Here is a 12598-nt window from a genome sequence, read left to right as displayed (position 1 = left end):
TTCTATCTTTATTACGTACATACCCACAACCTGTAGTTTTTATATTCCATTGGACAAAATCCAATATATGGGGGGACATACTCTTTCTCGATTTGAGCTGCGCCGCTTGAGGAACATCAATCGCCGCACCCTCCTGAGAATTTATAACCCCAAAAGAGAAATGGAGAAGCATGGAGCAGGAATCCCTCGGGACACTCTTCGCAATGATTGGGATGCTCATTTACGGCCTCGAGCCGGTGGTAATAAAATCAAACCACTCGAATCCGGTTAGCTTTGCCACGTTCTCTGCTCTTACAGCGTCTTTAATTCTGTGGGGAAACCTCCTCTGGAGCGGAAGATGGCGGGAGATTAAGGATAACCGGAAGGGGCTGAAGGGCGCCTTTTTTATAGGGTTCTTTGGAACGGCACTAGCTTATTTGGCCTATTCCTATGGCGTGCGGCTGAGCACCGCCATAAACGCTTCCCTTATTACTAGAAGTGAAGTTCTTTTCTCGTTCTTCCTTTCGTGGGTTTTCCTTGGAGAACGAATAACCAGAAATCTCGTCGCATATTCTGCGGTTATCCTAGCTGGCTTGGTTCTTGTAATCACCCAGGGCGGTTCCATGGAGCTTCATTTTGGAGACTTCCTTCTCCTGCTGGTTCCCCTTTTCTGGCAACTTGGTCATGTCATATCTAAAAAGCTTTCATACAGCCCCATAACTATAGCAGCCCTCAGGAATACGTTTGGCTTTTTAATCCTGCTTCCCTTCGCGGTTGCGACGGGTCTTGAGCTCTCAAAGTTCATCCTTGCTGAGGGCTTGGTAATAGCTCTCGGCCAGATTGTTTGGTACAGGACGATAAAGCTCATCAACCTCTCTAAGGCGACTACCATAATAACTCCGGCCCCTGCGGTCGCGATAGGAATCGGTGTGTTCTTGGGGGAGAGATTTACCCCCTACCACGCCCTCGGCTTCCTCCTGATAACCCTCGGAACCCTTGGGGCGGTGAGGGTAAAGAGCGAGCTCAGAACTTGAGCAGTGCCCAGAGGAAGCGGAGAACATCCTCGAGGCGGAAGTGGCCTGTTTCGACGCCATATATCATGCTTACGGGCACTTCTTTAATCCTCGCCCCGGCCTTGGCGGTCTTTATTAGCACCTCCGTCTCGACCTCATAGCGGTCGCTTTCGATTTCTGGGACGAACTCCCTCCGTATCGCCCTAAAGCCGCTCTGGGTGTCGTAGACGTACTGTCTGAGCTTTAGGCGTATAAGTCGGGTAGTGATTATGTTACTCAGTCTCCTGTGGAGCGGTCTTTTTCCCTGAACCTCGAATTTCCTTGCACCGATGACAAAATCCGCCTCATCTTTGACTATCGGTTCAATGAGCTTCACGATTTCCTCTGGCCTGTGTTGGCCATCCGCGTCCATGAAGACGATTACATCTCCGCTCGCGTGATTGACACCTTCCCTCATTGCGCAGCCTTTGCCGCAGTTCTTCTCCAGCCGGAAGGCCTTCACTCTGGAGTCAGTCTTGGAGTATTTCCCGGCAACTCCGTAGGTGTTGTCCGTTCTGGTTATCCGCTACTTTTGGAACATGTAATTGTAGCGGGTAACCTTCCAGCCTCTGCTCATCGGCTGGCGTTCGGGGGGAACGGAGACTCCCCACATCTTCAGGGCTTTTAAACGAATGTTCCAAGAGCCAACAGCATCCCTATCTGATTCAAAACCACAGTTTGAACACTTTAAAACCCTGTGCCCATTCGGGCTTAACTTACCCCCACATATCGGGCACAGGGAAGAAGTAAAAGCGGGATTGACAAAAACAACCTTTATGCCCTTTAGTTTAGCCTTGTATTCGATGATTGACTGGAGTTTGCGAAAACTCCAGCGGTGCAAACGACCATTCATCTCGGCTGAATACCTGATTGACGCCCTGATTTCTGTTAAATCTTCGAGGGCGAGACCACCGTATTTTTCCGCAAACTCGACGATTTTGTTAGCTAATTTATGGTAGAGGTCGTTCAGCCTGTTTCTTTCCCTCTGCCCGTATTTCTCGAGGAGTTCTTTCCTTTTCTTACCAGCTCGAATTTTCCTCTGGATTTTCCTCCTCTTAACAAAATAACCCGTTCTAACTTCCCGCTCGTGGGTGATAATCTGCAAAAACTCACCATTCGGGAGGGAAAGAGTTACATTATTCTCGTTCAAATCAACTCCGACAAAAGCTTCAGGCTCTCTAATCTTGACCTCCTTTGAGAAAACAACATGAAGGAAGACGCCTTTTGGCGTTTTGACGAGCCAAGCTTGTCCAACCTTCCAGTCCTTAAACCTCTCGTGGTATTTGGCCGGGTAAAACTTCAAACTAAGCCTTCTTTGAGGAGTGGAGAGTTTTACGGTTTTAGTTTCCAAGTCGAGTTTGAACAAGTGATCGTCTAGCATTATAACATCTTTCTTGAAAACTGGTTTTCCCTTAGCTTTCCCCTTCCTCCTTCTTTTCCTGTAGCTTTTGAAAATTGCAATCGCCATCTGGCAGGCCGTGTAAAGGTAATGGCTTGGGAGTTCCGGATATTCCTTGCGCAATCCCTTGTAAGTTTCCTTCTTTAGCCGGTAAAAGCTCGTAACGTTGTTCTCGAAAGCGTAAGTTATGAGAAGGTTTACAATCTCACGATAAGTGGAGAAAAGGCTGCCTAACCCTTCAGGAATTGTTTTGAGCTTGAATTTGGCAGTGAGCTTAATCGTTTCTAAGGGCATTCTTTACCGCCTTAATGAGGCGTTTTTTCCTGTGAGAGCGCATGCCATAAAGTTTTCCAGCAAATGAGGTTACAATGGCTAATAAATCCTCAACGAGTTCTTTTTCTGGTGTTTTCTCCTCGTCATCGAAGATTACTTCAATCTCAACGCCATGAGAGTTGAAGTACTGTTCGAGGTATTTGAAGCCGAATCGCGTGAGCCTGTCCCGGTAAGTTATGATGACTCTGGTAACTTCTCCGCTCTCAACCAATTTGAAGAGTTGTTTTAAGCCCTTCCTGTTCTCGTTCAGGCCGGAGGAAATGTCCGTGATGATTTTGGCCACTTGGTAACCTTTTGAAGAAGAGTAATTCTTGAGGTATTCAACCTGTCTCTCCAAGTCCTCCTTCTGGTCTCTGCCCGAGACCCTGGCGTAAATGACTACTTTATCAGGGACTTTGCCCTCAAGAATTCTCTTGATTTCGCTTTCAGGGACTCTGTATTCTTTGCCGATTTTGTGGGCTTTAAGTTTGCCTGATTTAATCCAACGAAGGACTGTCATCTTGGAAACTCCGAGCTTCTTTGCTGCTTCACCAGTTCGATAAAGCTTCACCCCTCTCACCCAAAAGAAATTAGTACCAAAAATATTTAAAAGCTTCGCTTGTTATTATTTATGGAACAGCTCCACTACCGTCGTCCACCACTATAATCTCGTCAACGAACTCCGGAATTTTGCTGAGAACGTTTAGTATCCTCCTTTCCTCGTTGTATGCTGGGATTATCACCGTTATCCTCTTGCCTTCCAGCATTCAATCATCCTAGCTTAACCTTTCGAGGACCTTCCTGGCTTTTCTCTTGAATTCCTCCTTGTCGAGAAACTCCCAGTAGTGCTCCTTTGCAGGAAAAGAGCCGTTCTTGACCTCTTCACGGTAGTTCTCGAGGGCGAGGCGAATCATCCCACCTATGTCCGCGTACTTCTTGACGAAGGGTGGGACGTTCTCGTAAATTCCAAGAAGGTCGTGCCAGACCAGAACCTGTCCGTCCACGTATGGCCCAGCTCCGATGCCGATGGTCGGAATGGAAACCTCTTCGGTTACGAGCTTGGCAACATCAGCAAGTGTGAACTCCAGAACGACAGCAAATGCTCCAGCTTTTTCAAGAGCCTTGGCATCGCGCAGGATTTCCTCGATCTCCTCCTCGGTTTCGCCCATCAGGCGATAGCCTCCCAATCTGAGGTAGCGCTGTGGAGTTAAGCCTGTGTGCCCTATAACTGGAATCCCCATGCGGACGAGCCTCTTAACGAGCTTTTTATGATCATAGCCGCCCTCTATCTTGACGGCATCTGCACCGGCCTGAATCAGCCTGATGGCATTCCTGATGCCTTCTTCAACGTCAACCTCGTAGCTCCCGAAGGGCATATCGGCCAGAACGAGTGCCCGCTTGACGGCTTTGGCAACGGCCCTCGTGTGGAGAACCATCTGATCCATAGAAACGGCCAGTGTGCTTGGTTCGCCGTAAACGACCATGCCGAGGGAATCGCCGATGAATATGATGTCCATTCCTGCTCTGTCCGCTATGAGCGCAGAAGGATAATCGTAAGCGGTTATCATAGAAATTTTCTCTTTGCCCTTCATCTCCATAATCGTCCTTGGGGTTATCTCCCTCATGCTCTCACCCTTAGCCTAATAAACCCCCCTCCCTATAAGTCTTCTGGAGGTGATAAGATGCGCGAGTGGGAACACTACGAGCACACCGCGGACATTGGAATCCGCGGGTACGGTGAGACCCTTGAGGAGGCCTTTGAAGCTGTCGCGTTGGCGCTCTTCGATGTCATGGTCAATGTGAGGAAGGTCGAGCCGAAGGAAGTGAGAGAACTTGAGGTTGAGGCTGAAGACTTGGAGGCTTTGCTCTACCTGTTCCTTGAGGAGCTCCTGGCGCTTCATGAGATGGACGGTCTCGTATTTGGAAACTTCAAGGTCAAACTCGAGAAGACTGAGGAGGGCTATAGGCTCCGGGCCAGAGCCTACGGTGAGCTCCTTGATTACGTGAAGCACGAGCCCAAGGAAGAGGTCAAGGCCATAACCTACCACGACATGAGAATTGAAAAACTGTCAGACGGGAGATGGATGGTCCAGCTCGTGCCCGATTTATGAGGTGATTCGATGAATGCAAGGGACGAGGTTAGGCATGCCAATCCTGAGTTTTACGAGCGCTATTCTCAAATAGAAGACACTGATGAGTTCTGGGAGTTCATAGTAAGGCCCCTCAGGCAGAGCATCAGGGTGAACACGCTCAAAGCACCCTTCGACTATATCGTGGAGCGCCTGAGCGAGCGCTACGAGCTTGAGCCGATTCCCTGGGCCAGAGAGGGCTTTTTCATCGACGTCGAGAACCTTGCCACGATTCTCGAGCACAGCCTCGGTCTGATATTCGGCCAAGAGGCCAGCTCGATGATTCCGCCCGTTGTTCTTGATCCAAAGCCTGGAGAGCTCGTTCTCGACATGGCCGCCGCACCGGGAAGCAAGACCGGACAGATAGCCCAGTATATGGAGAATGAGGGCTGTATAATAGCCAACGACCCGAAGATAGAGAGAGCAAACGTTCTCATAGCGAATCTCAACAGGATGGGCGTTTTGAACACGCGCGTAACGACGCGCGATGGTGCCTACTTTGGCCGCTTTGAGAACACCTTCGACAGAGTTCTACTAGATGCCCCCTGCTCAAGCGTGGGAATGATAAGGAAGAAGTGGCGCTTTCTGACGGAGTGGAACCTTAGAACCGTCGTCCGCTATATGAACATACAAAAAAGACTTATCTTAGCCAGCTACCGCGCGCTGAAACCTGGAGGGGTCATGGTATACTCAACATGCACCATAGACCCACTGGAGAACGAGGGTGTAGTTGACTACCTCCTGAGGAAGACGGACGCGAGGCTGGATGATATAGACCTGCCTGTGAAGACAAGCGAACCCGTTCTCGAGTGGGAGGGTAGAACTTACTCAGAAGAGCTTAGGAAAACCCGCAGGATTCATCCCAACGACAACGACACTGAAGCATTCTTCATTGCGAAGATAGTGAAGCCCAAGGAGGGAGAAGCATGAGCGAGAACCCTAGGGGGGAGATATGGAAGACGGACGATACCGAGCTTGTGAAGAAGCTTTTACTTGAGAATTATGGCTACGCCCCGGAGTTAATCTACGAGATACGCGGCAGATATCATAAGGTCTATGCATACAAGCCTTGTGACTTTGAGGTGAAAAGCACGGACAGACAGGGGGTCTATTTTGGCAGGATCGAAAGCGATGGGATAAGGCTTACCATCGAAGGAAGCTTCTTGATTGGTCCAAAAGCGACGAAGAACATCGTTGAGCTGGATAAAGAGCGAGCCAAGCGTTATCTTGCCGGCGAGAGCGTTGAGATTGACGAAGACATTCACAGCTGGGTCATTGTAAAGTGGGGGAGCTATTACCTTGGTTCGGCCAAAGCCAAGGAGGGCAGGCTCATCAACTATGTGCCAAAGGAAAGAAGACTGAAGCTGGAGTAACACTTCAGTCCAGCTAAAGCTTAAATAACTTCGGGGGGATTTAAAACGGAGGTGAGAGGATGATTCCGCTGAAGAAAATTGATAAGATAAGGTGGGAGATACCGAAGTTCGATAAGAGGATGCGCGTTCCAGGCAGGGTTTATGCTGACGACCAACTCATAGAGAAAATGCGCCAGGACAGAACACTTGAGCAGGCGGCAAATGTTGCCATGCTTCCTGGCATCTACAAGTATTCCATAGTCATGCCTGACGGTCATCAGGGTTATGGCTTCCCGATAGGGGGCGTCGCCGCTTTTGATATTAATGAAGGAGTTATCAGCCCCGGTGGAGTCGGCTATGACATAAACTGTGGTGTCCGTCTTATCCGCACGAACCTAACTGAAAAGGAAGTTAGGCCGAAGATCAAGGAGCTTGTCGACACACTCTTCAAAAACGTTCCCTCCGGTTTGGGAAGCAAGGGTAGAGTGAGGCTCCACTGGAGCCAGCTGGATGATGTTTTAGCCGACGGTGCCAAATGGGCCGTCGATAATGGCTACGGCTGGGAAGAGGATTTGGAGCACCTTGAAGAGGGCGGAAGAATGGAGGGGGCCGACTCAGAGGCCGTCAGCCAGAAGGCGAAGCAGCGCGGTGCTTCTCAGCTCGGTTCCCTTGGCTCGGGTAACCACTTCCTCGAGATTCAGGTAGTCGATAAGATATACGACGAGAAAATTGCTAAAGTCTATGGCCTCTACGAGGGACAGATCGTCGTCATGGTACACACTGGTTCTCGCGGACTGGGCCACCAGGTAGCGAGCGATTACCTGAGGATAATGGAGAAGGCCAACAGAAAGTACAACGTGCCCTGGCCAGACCGTGAGCTGGTCAGCGTTCCGTTCCAGACGGAGGAAGGTCAGCGCTACTTCTCAGCTATGAAAGCCGCTGCAAACTTCGCCTGGGCCAACAGACAGATGATAACCCACTGGGTCAGGGAGAGCTTTGAGGAGGTCTTCAAACAGAAAGCCGAGGACATGGAGATGAGCATCGTCTACGATGTGGCCCACAACATAGCGAAGGTCGAGGAGCACGAGGTCGATGGAAAGAAGGTCAAAGTTGTAGTCCACAGGAAGGGAGCTACCAGAGCTTTCCCGGCCGGACACCCGGACGTTCCGAGGGCATACAGAGATGGCGGCCAACCCGTGCTCATACCTGGTTCGATGGGAACGGCCAGCTACGTCCTGGCTGGGGCCGAGGGCTCGATGAAGGAGACCTTCGGTTCGAGCTGCCACGGAGCCGGCAGGCTCATGAGCAGGCACGCCGCGACCAGGCAGTACCGCGGCGACAAGCTGAGGAACGAGCTCTTCCGGAGGGGAATCTATATTAGAGCGGCCAGCATGCGCGTCATTGCTGAGGAAGCTCCAGGAGCCTACAAGAACGTGGACAACGTCGTTAACGTCGTCCACCAGGCGGGAATAGCCACACTTGTTGCCAGGATGAGGCCGTTCGGAGTGGCCAAGGGCTGATTCATTTTCTCTTAACTTTTGGAGGTTTCACCATGAAGGAACTCACTCATGTCGATGAGAAGGGTGTTAAGATGGTTGAGGTCGGCCACAAGAGCGAGGTCTTCAGGAGGGCCGTTGCCAAGGGCAGGATAAGGCTCAGGCCAGAGACGATAGAGCTCATAAAGGCAGGAAAGACGAAGAAGGGCAACGTCATAGCGACGGCACAGATAGCGGGCATTCTGGCGGTCAAAAAGACCCCCGAGCTCGTACCACTCTGCCATCCGATACCGCTGACGGGCGTGGATATAACCTTCGAGTTCGGTGAGGACTACATAGAGGCCACCTGCGAGGTTCGGGCGACCTATAAGACCGGAGTCGAGATGGAGGCCCTGATGGGGGTAACCCTCGCGCTGCTGACTATATGGGACATGGTTAAGGCCGTCGAGAAGGACGAGCAGGGTCAGTATCCGTTTACGAGGATCGAGGACGTTCACGTCGTGGAGAAGGTGAAGGAGAGATAACCTTGATAGTGCCAGCCTTCCTGGCTGGCATGTTTTTCACCCTGGTATATCTTACCACACTCTATTTTCTGATCACCTCGGAAAGCTTGAAGCGAGCGGTTCTCATGGTACCGCTGCTTATTGGAGCTTACCTGCTTGGCAAGTGGGCGATGTTTAAGGCCGTGGAATCGAACGGCGAGATATTGGTATGGCTGGCTGGGGCTGTTATACTGGCAGTAGGTATAATTCCTTGGCTCCACAGGAAGGCATCTGAGAAAACCCCCCTCCGGAGAGAACGCTGCGAGCGTCGTCGCAATAGTGCTTGTCACACCATTTGTTCTGCTGGCCATCTTCATCGCACTCGCCTTCCTCAGCTGATTTCCTATTCTCTGCAGTAGCCCAGGATGAAGTACTCCATAACTTTGAGCAGTTCGTTGAGGAAGAATCCCAGGAGTATCAGAAAGATACTCGCCAGAGGGTATCTGCCCCCCAGATACTGAAGGCCGAAGATGAGGGGCGCCCAGATGACGAAGGGCTGGAGCTCCATGAGTATCTTCATCGTCATCGAGGTTTGGCTTAAAATGAGCTTCTTTAGTGCCCCCTCGCTTCTCACAAAGTAGGCGTTCTCTTTGATCTTCTCCCCCTTCGTGAGAGGTTTGGTGCTCTCACGAGCAGTTTAGTCCCGTCCTTAAACTTCATGAGGTAGACGTACTTCCCAAAGCTCGACGCGAGGAAAGACTCGACCATTAGCTCCGCATCCCAGTCTTCCCTCAGCTCCACGGGGTTGATGCCATTTTGCCTCAGCCCCTCCTTGAACTTTTCGCTCTCGAACTTCAGCCACCAGACCCTGAAGTGATACGCTGGCTTGAGGAGCCTTTCGAGAAGCATGGAAAAGCCTCCAGACTGATTACTGCCTCTGTTAGTATTAACCTCACTGGTCTTATAAAACTTTGTTGGTTCTCACTTCTGGCCAGCCCATTTTTTTAAGCCTCCACGGGAAGACTTCCCGGGTGGGAGTAATGTATCTGGTGAAGAAGAGTAAAGCTGACTACATATTTAATAAGCTGCGCGAGAGGATAGCGTTTCTCTTCATGGATGATGGAACCTACATCATGTACCACGACGAGAAAGTCCTCTGCTACTCGACAGGACCAGTAGAGATAGCGAGGGAGGATATAAAGGCCTTCGAGAAGACTGGCGAGCTTCCAGAGCTTGTAAAGCGTATCAAGGCCAGGGATTTCCAGGGCAGTGCGTCGTTAGGGAGCTACCTCCAATAGACGATGATCTGCCCCCGCTCAACCCGAGCAGGAAGGCGGTGGTAATCTTCACAGGCTTCAGGGATACGGTGATAGACTACGTCGAGTGCAACGGTAAGACTTTGGCAGTCGCGAGGCTCGTGGACGAGCCAGAAAAAGTCTGCCGCTTCGCTGGGAGAGGCAACTACAAGATAGCGGCCGTCAAGCTCAAGCGCGGTGAGAAATGCTTGAGCAGGAGGAGTTCCTCAAGAAAATCGTGGAGTGCCAGCGGAAGGTTTTTTAGACCCCTTCCCATCTTTTGAACGATGACGCTCAAGCTTAACCCAGAGGCAAGAGCCATATACAAGGCTATCCGTGAGGATATAAAGAGAAGGTTAGTCCTTCATAGGAGTTCGGCTATTCTCGACAGCTTCGAGCCCGTGGGTGATAAAGACGAAATCCTCCAGAGACAGGCCTATCTGAGGGAGAACCTCCCGCGGATTAGACCCAAGCTTAGGGACTACCTCTCGAAAATCAGGTCCATAAAGTTCAGGCGGGACTTCCTCCACGACAGGATTCTGATAGTTGACGAGAGCGAGCTTGAAAAAGCAGGGAATTTAAACCTCTGCGAGGTCTCAACAAGCTTAGATGACGCCGAGGGCTATCCTCTCGTCCTCAGCACCATTGGCTACGGCATCGATGTTGAGCTTACACCTTCTGATATAGCTCCTGAGCTCTACATCATGCCTCTATGGGGGAACAAAGAGACGCTTCAAGCCCTCGTGAGTATAGGTGAGCTCACAGGAGAGAAAAGCGTTGCGAAAGAAATTCTCGAGGCGCTTAAAGAACTCGAAGAAGTCATGGAAAAAAGGAGGCTCCTTGATGGGCTCGAAGAACTGATAGCCGGCAAGGAGCGCGAGCTGAACGAGAAGATTTCAGAAAAGCTTGAGAAGTTCAGCCTGACGCTCAGCGGGAAGGAGCTCTTGGAGTTCCTGGGGGAGCTGAAGGCTGGAAACTATGAGGCAATTTTCTCCCACTTCGGCGAGATTGAGGGCGAAATACTCGAGCTAATTAACGAGACCGAGAGGGATTTAAGTGAGAGGCTTGGCGCTACGGTTGAACTGTTCTCACGCGAAGAGCTTTACCCTGTTTCTGTACCTCCCGAGAGGGTCGAGTTACTGAGGGACGAACTAGAAAGGGAACTCAAAGTCGAACTCTACCTCAGGAGCAGGGAAGTCCTCGAAAGAATCCGCCCAGTACTCCCAAGGCTCAAGGAGGAGCTGGCGAGGGTCTACGAACTGGACTTCCTGAGGGCAGTGAAGGAGTTCGCGGAGGACTTTGCCTTCCCCGAGCTCTGGAACGGTGGAATCGCGTTTATCAACGGCAGGCACCTATTCATCGAGAACCCCCAGTCGGTGAGTTACGTCGTCGGGAAAAAGCCCGAGAACTTTGCCCTTCCAGGCGCAGAGAAGGTAAAGGACGAGCCTGTAGTAATCCTCACCGGTGCGAACAGCGGTGGAAAAACTTCACTCCTAGAGCTAATCACACAGATAACGCTCCTCGCCCACATGGGGCTGCCCGTTCCGGCGGAGAAAGCGTGGGTCGAGCCCCTCGATGAGCTTTTCCTCTTCAGGCGTAAGAGGAGTGTTTACAGTGCAGGAGCCTTTGAGACGGCCTTGAGGTCGTTCGTCAGAGCGCTGAAGGGCAAGGGCAGAAAGCTAATCCTCATAGATGAGTTCGAGGCCATAACCGAGCCCGGAGCGGCCGTTAAGATAATCGGCGAACTTCTCAAGGTGGCCCGCGAGAGGGGCTTTTACGTCGTCATAGTTTCACATCTCGGCGAGGACCTGAAGAGGGAGCTGCCCTTCGCGAGGGTTGACGGCATAGAGGCCAAAGGTCTGGACGAGAACCTCAACCTCATTGTGGACAGGCAGCCGAAGTTTGGAACGCTTGGGAGAAGCACGCCCGAGCTCATAGTTGAGCGCTCGCGAGGAAGAAGCGTGGAAAAGAGAGGGAGATCTTCGAGAGGGTTTGGAGGGCGTTCCGCTAACTCACCCAGCTCCTCTCCCTGTACCGTCCCCTGCTCTCGATTTCTTCAATCTTAGCTTTCAGCTCTGCTGCCTTCTCTTTGCCCCTGACCTCAGCATAGCCCTCCAGCACCGCTTCAAAGCCCTCCTCGAACCAGGTATAATGCGTGCTCTCCATTGCCCTCTTAAGCAGGTGGATGTCAACCCCCCGGGCCTCCAGCGTAGGATCGAAGTCCGCCAAGCCAAAGTCAATCAGGTAAACTTTCCCACCACGGAGTATCATGTTTGAGGTAGTCAAGTCGCCGTGCACTATTCCGGCCTCGTGGAGCTTTCCTACCTGTCTGCCTATCTCTCTGCATAGCTTCAGCCTTTCCTCCATCGGGACGCTCTCAAGGAGCTCCTTCAGTCTTTCTCCCTCTATGAACTCCATGGTTATCTTCATGTCCCTCAAATCGACCTCATAAACGTAGGGACAGTTGACACCGAACTCCTTGGCCCTGTGGAGAACCCTCGCCTCGCGAACGGTGCGCTCTTTCCTTAACCTTTCATCTATTTCCCTTATGCGGTAGCGCTTTGGAATCCTGTGCTTGATGATGATCTTCTCATTATCCCAGGAAAAGTACAGTTCACCGAAGTCTGCGAGATAAATCTTTGCCTCCGCGCCCTGCTTTATCAGCTCCACCTCACTCCCTCCTCTTTAGTTCGAAATCTTCTATTAGCCTTCCGTAATCCCCGACTGTAACGTGTATCATTATGATGTTCTCCATCTTCACCACGAGCGTTCCAGTACCGTCCTTTACGACCAGCAGTGCCGAGTCGATGGTTCTATCGTCGAGCTTCTCACGGGCGTATTTAAGCCTCTCCTTGTCCGACTGGAGCATATCATCAAATAGGGAAGCTTCGTTCTCAATTTCTATTCCGACTATCCCGTATTTTTCGATGCCTTCGGAAATCTCCCTTATTTTCCCCAAGGGCACGTTGTAGATGGTCGGCTCCATTTCCACACCACTCCTTGTTGCTATTGAAGGTTTTAGCCTTTTCCCCCACTTTTTTCCTTAACTGCTGTCATATGTTTAAAAAAATCTCAAAAATTTGAAATTTTTGACCCAAAAGT

At 51.0% G+C, this 12598-nt stretch carries 17 protein-coding genes and 2 pseudogenes; 9 read left to right on the top strand and 10 right to left on the bottom strand.

Annotation, left to right across the window (positions count from 1 at the left end; genetic code table 11):
• The first annotated feature begins 170 nt into the window (after nt 1-170).
• On the top strand, nt 171-1013 hold the full coding sequence (locus tag A7C91_RS09740) for a DMT family transporter (RefSeq protein WP_068667044.1): 843 nt from the start codon (nt 171-173) through the stop codon (nt 1011-1013).
• Here A7C91_RS09740 and A7C91_RS09735 read toward each other — a convergent pair.
• The 5 genes and pseudogenes from A7C91_RS09735 to panB all read right to left on the bottom strand — a co-directional run bounded on the left by A7C91_RS09735 (nt 1003) and on the right by panB (nt 4367).
• Entirely contained in the window at nt 1003-1554 is a 552-nt protein-coding gene (locus A7C91_RS09735) for a glycosyltransferase family 2 protein (RefSeq protein WP_068667042.1), read from the bottom strand. The genes A7C91_RS09740 and A7C91_RS09735 overlap by 11 nt on opposite strands.
• A 3-nt stretch (nt 1555-1557) precedes the next feature.
• Complete coding sequence (locus tag A7C91_RS09730) at nt 1558-2724, bottom strand: RNA-guided endonuclease InsQ/TnpB family protein (RefSeq protein WP_068667040.1); 1167 nt, start codon at nt 2722-2724, stop codon at nt 1558-1560.
• Nucleotides 2705-3313 (bottom strand): IS607 family transposase, encoded by a 609-nt coding sequence (locus A7C91_RS09725; RefSeq protein WP_068667038.1) that lies wholly within the window; start codon nt 3311-3313, stop codon nt 2705-2707. Before A7C91_RS09725 ends, A7C91_RS09730 begins: the two co-directional genes overlap by 20 nt.
• Nucleotides 3314-3386: 73 nt before the next feature.
• Nucleotides 3387-3509: pseudogene (locus A7C91_RS10870) on the bottom strand (glycosyltransferase); the annotation flags it as partial.
• Between the two features lie 9 nt (nt 3510-3518).
• Complete coding sequence (gene panB / locus A7C91_RS09720; RefSeq protein ID WP_068667036.1) at nt 3519-4367, bottom strand: 3-methyl-2-oxobutanoate hydroxymethyltransferase; 849 nt, start codon at nt 4365-4367, stop codon at nt 3519-3521.
• A gap of 57 nt (nt 4368-4424) precedes the next feature.
• On the opposite strand from panB, the gene A7C91_RS09715 reads away from it, so the two are divergent.
• From A7C91_RS09715 to moaC, 5 genes are read left to right on the top strand one after another with little or no spacing between them, the layout of a single operon-like run.
• Complete coding sequence (locus A7C91_RS09715; protein WP_068667034.1) at nt 4425-4853, top strand: archease; 429 nt, start codon at nt 4425-4427, stop codon at nt 4851-4853.
• 9 nt (nt 4854-4862) lie between these two features.
• A complete protein-coding gene (locus tag A7C91_RS09710) occupies nt 4863-5801 on the top strand; it encodes a tRNA (cytosine(49)-C(5))-methyltransferase (RefSeq protein WP_068667031.1) in 939 nt (312 codons plus the stop codon).
• Nucleotides 5798-6244, top strand: a complete 447-nt coding sequence (locus tag A7C91_RS09705; protein ID WP_068667030.1) for a methyltransferase RsmF C-terminal domain-like protein — start codon at nt 5798-5800, stop codon at nt 6242-6244. Before A7C91_RS09710 ends, A7C91_RS09705 begins: the two co-directional genes overlap by 4 nt.
• Nucleotides 6245-6303: 59 nt before the next feature.
• The gene (locus tag A7C91_RS09700) at nt 6304-7743 is read left to right on the top strand and encodes an RtcB family protein (protein WP_068667028.1); all 1440 of its coding nucleotides are present in this window, start codon (nt 6304-6306) and stop codon (nt 7741-7743) included.
• Between the two features lie 32 nt (nt 7744-7775).
• Nucleotides 7776-8243 (top strand): cyclic pyranopterin monophosphate synthase MoaC, encoded by a 468-nt coding sequence (moaC, locus tag A7C91_RS09695; protein ID WP_068667026.1) that lies wholly within the window; start codon nt 7776-7778, stop codon nt 8241-8243.
• Here the strand turns inward: moaC and A7C91_RS11300 are convergent.
• From A7C91_RS11300 to A7C91_RS09680, 3 genes are read right to left on the bottom strand one after another with little or no spacing between them, the layout of a single operon-like run.
• Entirely contained in the window at nt 8213-8578 is a 366-nt protein-coding gene (locus A7C91_RS11300) for a hypothetical protein (protein WP_199920036.1), read from the bottom strand. The genes moaC and A7C91_RS11300 overlap by 31 nt on opposite strands.
• A gap of 26 nt (nt 8579-8604) precedes the next feature.
• The gene (locus A7C91_RS09685) at nt 8605-8787 is read right to left on the bottom strand and encodes a hypothetical protein (protein WP_199920035.1); all 183 of its coding nucleotides are present in this window, start codon (nt 8785-8787) and stop codon (nt 8605-8607) included.
• A gap of 44 nt (nt 8788-8831) precedes the next feature.
• Nucleotides 8832-9110, bottom strand: coding sequence for a hypothetical protein (locus A7C91_RS09680; RefSeq protein ID WP_068667020.1), 279 nt, complete (start codon nt 9108-9110; stop codon nt 8832-8834).
• A gap of 131 nt (nt 9111-9241) precedes the next feature.
• Between A7C91_RS09680 and A7C91_RS11950 the strand changes: the two genes are divergently transcribed.
• From A7C91_RS11950 to A7C91_RS09670, 3 genes and pseudogenes are all read left to right on the top strand, one after another.
• Nucleotides 9242-9499, top strand: coding sequence for a hypothetical protein (locus A7C91_RS11950; RefSeq protein ID WP_234394372.1), 258 nt, complete (start codon nt 9242-9244; stop codon nt 9497-9499).
• 38 nt (nt 9500-9537) lie between these two features.
• The gene (locus tag A7C91_RS11945; RefSeq protein WP_234394371.1) at nt 9538-9780 is read left to right on the top strand and encodes a hypothetical protein; all 243 of its coding nucleotides are present in this window, start codon (nt 9538-9540) and stop codon (nt 9778-9780) included.
• A 3-nt stretch (nt 9781-9783) separates the two neighbouring features.
• Nucleotides 9784-11507, top strand: a pseudogene (locus A7C91_RS09670) (endonuclease MutS2).
• Here the strand turns inward: A7C91_RS09670 and A7C91_RS09665 are convergent.
• Both A7C91_RS09665 and A7C91_RS09660 read right to left on the bottom strand, forming a co-directional pair.
• A complete protein-coding gene (locus A7C91_RS09665; RefSeq protein WP_068667018.1) occupies nt 11504-12166 on the bottom strand; it encodes a Kae1-associated kinase Bud32 in 663 nt (220 codons plus the stop codon). The pseudogene A7C91_RS09670 and the gene A7C91_RS09665 overlap by 4 nt on opposite strands.
• 1 nt (nt 12167) lies before the next feature.
• On the bottom strand, nt 12168-12482 hold the full coding sequence (locus A7C91_RS09660) for a hypothetical protein (RefSeq protein WP_068667016.1): 315 nt from the start codon (nt 12480-12482) through the stop codon (nt 12168-12170).
• Between the last annotated feature and the right edge of the window lie 116 nt (nt 12483-12598).

It is taken from the genome of Thermococcus piezophilus, assembly GCF_001647085.1.
GTDB classification, from domain to species: Archaea; Methanobacteriota_B; Thermococci; order Thermococcales; family Thermococcaceae; genus Thermococcus; species Thermococcus piezophilus.
Note: the sequence above shows the minus strand (reverse complement) of the source record. Positions and strands in the feature narration are given on the sequence as shown.

What these genes read in the sequence shown, in the direction of transcription:
- A7C91_RS09740 (WP_068667044.1), top strand. Translation starts at nt 171, where the DNA reads ATGGAGCAGGAATCCCTCGGGACACTCTTCGCAATGATTGGGATGCTC.
- A7C91_RS09730 (WP_068667040.1), bottom strand. Translation starts at nt 2,724, where the DNA reads ATGCCCTTAGAAACGATTAAGCTCACTGCCAAATTCAAGCTCAAAACA.
- panB (WP_068667036.1), bottom strand. Translation starts at nt 4,367, where the DNA reads ATGAGGGAGATAACCCCAAGGACGATTATGGAGATGAAGGGCAAAGAG.
- A7C91_RS09715 (WP_068667034.1), top strand. Translation starts at nt 4,425, where the DNA reads ATGCGCGAGTGGGAACACTACGAGCACACCGCGGACATTGGAATCCGC.
- A7C91_RS09710 (WP_068667031.1), top strand. Translation starts at nt 4,863, where the DNA reads ATGAATGCAAGGGACGAGGTTAGGCATGCCAATCCTGAGTTTTACGAG.
- A7C91_RS09705 (WP_068667030.1), top strand. Translation starts at nt 5,798, where the DNA reads ATGAGCGAGAACCCTAGGGGGGAGATATGGAAGACGGACGATACCGAG.
- A7C91_RS09700 (WP_068667028.1), top strand. Translation starts at nt 6,304, where the DNA reads ATGATTCCGCTGAAGAAAATTGATAAGATAAGGTGGGAGATACCGAAG.
- moaC (WP_068667026.1), top strand. Translation starts at nt 7,776, where the DNA reads ATGAAGGAACTCACTCATGTCGATGAGAAGGGTGTTAAGATGGTTGAG.
- A7C91_RS11300 (WP_199920036.1), bottom strand. Translation starts at nt 8,578, where the DNA reads ATGAAGATGGCCAGCAGAACAAATGGTGTGACAAGCACTATTGCGACG.
- A7C91_RS09685 (WP_199920035.1), bottom strand. Translation starts at nt 8,787, where the DNA reads ATGACGATGAAGATACTCATGGAGCTCCAGCCCTTCGTCATCTGGGCG.
- A7C91_RS09680 (WP_068667020.1), bottom strand. Translation starts at nt 9,110, where the DNA reads ATGCTTCTCGAAAGGCTCCTCAAGCCAGCGTATCACTTCAGGGTCTGG.
- A7C91_RS11950 (WP_234394372.1), top strand. Translation starts at nt 9,242, where the DNA reads ATGTATCTGGTGAAGAAGAGTAAAGCTGACTACATATTTAATAAGCTG.
- A7C91_RS09660 (WP_068667016.1), bottom strand. Translation starts at nt 12,482, where the DNA reads ATGGAGCCGACCATCTACAACGTGCCCTTGGGGAAAATAAGGGAGATT.